Annotated in this window: 1 protein-coding gene; it reads right to left on the reverse strand. The window is 72.8% G+C overall.

What is annotated here, in order from left to right:
• Positions 1 to 152: 152 nt before the first annotated feature.
• Complete coding sequence (locus CCL05_RS43035) at positions 153 to 1,256, reverse strand: adenylate/guanylate cyclase domain-containing protein (protein WP_107400599.1); 1,104 nt, start codon at positions 1,254 to 1,256, stop codon at positions 153 to 155.
• Between the last annotated feature and the right edge of the window lie 344 nt (positions 1,257 to 1,600).

Below are 1,600 nucleotides of genomic sequence, written 5' to 3' on the forward strand. Positions count from 1 at the left end.
CCACCGAGCCGGGCCGCCCCCGCCCCGGCACCCGAACCCGAGAAGCCGAAGAAGCCGAAGAAGCCGCAGGACCCGGACCTGTGCGTGCCGGTCATCGGCGTGTGCGTGGATCCGCTGGACTGAGCGCCCTCCGGCCGGCCGCGTCGGCCTCGTCAGCCGATGTCCCGCCGCGTGAGCAGCCACGGCTCCACGACGCCCAGCCCACGCACCGGCCGCTGCCACATCGGCTGCAACGCGAACCGGTACGTCGGCGGCTCCTCGCCCTCCTTCTCCGCCGCTGCGGCCTCCTCGGCCGCCTCCGCCTCAGAGGAGGGGGCGTCCTGCGTGCGGATCAGCTCCTCGGCGAACGCGGTGTCGACGAGTACGGCGTCCTTCGGAGCTATCGAGGTGAGCCGGGAGGCCAGATTCACGGTCGTACCGAACACATCCCCCATACGGGTGGTCACCGTCCCGAACGCCATGCCGACGCGCAGCTCCGGCATCGTCTCGTCGTGCGCCATGGTCTCGATCAGCCGCAGGGCGATCTCGGCGGCCGTGCCCGCGTCGTCGGCGGCGTACAGCACCTCGTCGCCGAGGGTCTTGATCAGCCGGCCGCCGTTCGCGGCGACCAGGTCGGCGGCGGTGGTCTCGAAGGCCTCGACCAGCTCGCCGAGCTCCTCCTCCTCCATCCGGCGGGTCAGCCGCGTGAACCCGACCAGATCGGCGAAGCCGACCGCGAGCCGCCGGTCCACCATCTCCTCGTCGTCGGCGGCCTGCACGACCCGTCCGGCCGAGGCGGCGAGCTGCCGCCGCCAGACGTAGACCAGGAACTCCTCCAGCTCGGGCAGGAGCAGCTCGACGATCGGGTACGTCACCTCGGTGCGCGTCATGCCCGGCTCGGGCGGCTCGGTCAGTCCCTCCAGGAAGGAGTCGATCTGCCATTCGGCGAGCCGTGCGGTGGTCTGCCCGGTGGACCGGGCCACCTGGACGGCCATCGCCTCGCTCAGCAGCCCCGCCTCGACGAGACCGGCCAGACGCCGCAGCGCCAGGACGTCCGCCTCGGTGAGGGCCTTGGCCTGCCCGATGTCGGCGAAGCCCATGGCCCGCCAGAAGCGGGAGGCCAGTTCCATGGAGACGCCGGCGCTGCGGGCCGCCTGGAACGGGGTGTAGCGGCGCTCGGCACCCAGGATGAGCCCTTCGAGGCGCAGGGCGAGCGGATCCTCGCCGGAGTCGGCGCCCTGCGCGTCCTCGCCGGAACCCGAGTCGTCGACGGTCACGCGTGCTGCCCTTCCGATCTGTCACGGTCATGTATCGACCGGCCTCAACTCTACGGCAGGTGTGCGCCAGCTCACTCCGTTAGGTTCAGCCGGGGGGTGAGGTGAGGTACCCGGCGTGTCCGAGGCCCCCGGCGTTGTCCCACCGCCCCAGGGGGCTCCGCCCCCTGGACCCCCGATCGGCCTGAACGGCCTCGTCCTCAATCGCCGGACGGGCTGGGTTGGCTGATCGAGCCGCCCAGCTGCGGGCAGTCGTGGCCGCCCTAGCTGCGGGCAGTCGTGCCGCTGGGGCGGCACGGGTGGGCGCAGCGGCACCCCGCGGCGCCGGGTTGCGCACCCACCCCACC

Source organism: Streptomyces africanus (genome assembly GCF_002150735.1).
Lineage (GTDB): Bacteria > Actinomycetota > Actinomycetes > Streptomycetales > Streptomycetaceae > Streptomyces > Streptomyces africanus.